This is a genomic window from Actinomycetota bacterium, from assembly GCA_005774595.1.
GTDB lineage: Bacteria > Actinomycetota > Coriobacteriia > Anaerosomatales > D1FN1-002 > D1FN1-002.
Window position 1 is genome coordinate 1 of the sequence record VAUM01000422.1, and the last position, 1,417, is coordinate 1,417.

The 1,417-nt window shown below is 72.1% G+C and carries 1 protein-coding gene; it reads right to left on the reverse strand.

The features are described 5' to 3' along the window. A partial coding sequence (locus FDZ70_10655) for an ABC-F family ATP-binding cassette domain-containing protein (GenBank protein ID TLM66060.1) occupies window positions 1–1,417 on the reverse strand: 1,417 nt, incomplete at both ends.

Below are 1,417 nucleotides of genomic sequence, written 5' to 3' on the forward strand. Positions count from 1 at the left end.
AGCCGCGACACCGCGCGCACGAGGTCCTTCTCGGCGCGGTAGGCAGCGTTGCGGGCCTCGGACTCGGCGCGTTTCTGGTCGCGAGTCTTCCGGGCTGCGGGCTCGGCGGGCGTCGCGGGCCGAGGGGTCGCCGGCCCGTATCCTGTCCTTCGGGCCGAAGGCCCCTCGGCCGCGGCGGCCCCATCCGACCCGGCCGCCCGCTCGCTCTTCCACAGGTAGTGCGCGTAGTCGCCGGGGTAGACGGTCGCGCGACCGTCGACCACCTCGATGATCTGCGTGGCCACGCTGCGTATCAGGTGCCGGTCGTGCGTGATGAGCACGAGTGTGCCGCCGAAGTGCGCCAGCGCGGACTCGAGCACGTCGCAAGAGTCCACGTCGAGGTGGTTCGTGGGCTCGTCGAGGCACAGCAGCGGAGCGGGCTTCACGAGCAGCTTCGCGAGCGCGAGGCGCGCCCGCTCCCCGCCCGAGAGCACCGCGACTCGCTTGTCGACATCGTCGCCGGTGAACAGGAACGCCGCGAGCAGGGAGCGGACCTCGGCCTGGCCCCAGTCGGGCGCCCGGTCCCACAGTTCGCGCAGGACCGTCTTCGCCGGGTCGAGCGCCTCCATCTGGTGTTGCGCGAAGTACGCGACCTCCACGTTCGCGCCGTAGCGCACCTCGCCCGCGTCGGGCGCATGCGCGCCCGCGAGCAGCTTCAGCAGCGTCGACTTCCCCGCCCCGTTCGGCCCCACGAGCGCCACACGGTCCCCGCGCAGCAGCGTCAGGTCGAGCCCGTCGTAGACGACGAGGTCGCCGTAGCCCTTGCGCACGCCGGTGAGCCGCACGACCTCGTCGCCCGTGCGCGGCGGCTGAGGGAAGCGCAGGCGCACCTTCTTGCGTGCGGCCGGCGGTGCCTCGATGCGCTCCATGCGCTCGAGCTTGCGCATCCGGTCGGCCGCTTGGCGCGCCTTCGTGTTCTTGGCGCGGAAGCGCTCGACGAACGCCTCCATGTGTGCGATCTCCTTCTGCTGCGCCTCGTACGCGCCGCGCCACTGCTCGAGCGCGAGCTCGCGCGCCGCGAGGTAGCGCTCGTACCCGCCCGGGTACATCGTGAGCTTGCCCCGCTCGAGCTCCGCCACGCGGTCGGCAAGACCGACGATGAACTCACGATCGTGGCTGACCATGAGCACCGCGCCGTCGTAGCCGCGCAGGAAGGACTCGAGCCACACCACCGACTCCACGTCGAGGTGGTTCGTCGGCTCGTCGAGCAGCAGCACGTCGGGCGAGCGGAACAGCATCCTCGCCATGGCGATGCGCATCGCCTGGCCGCCGGAGAACTCCGAGGGCGGCCGCCCGAAGTCCCGCTCGCGTATGCCGAGGCCGCCCAGCACCCGCCGCGCCTCGGACTCGAGCGTGTAGCCGCCCGCGTGCTCGAAAC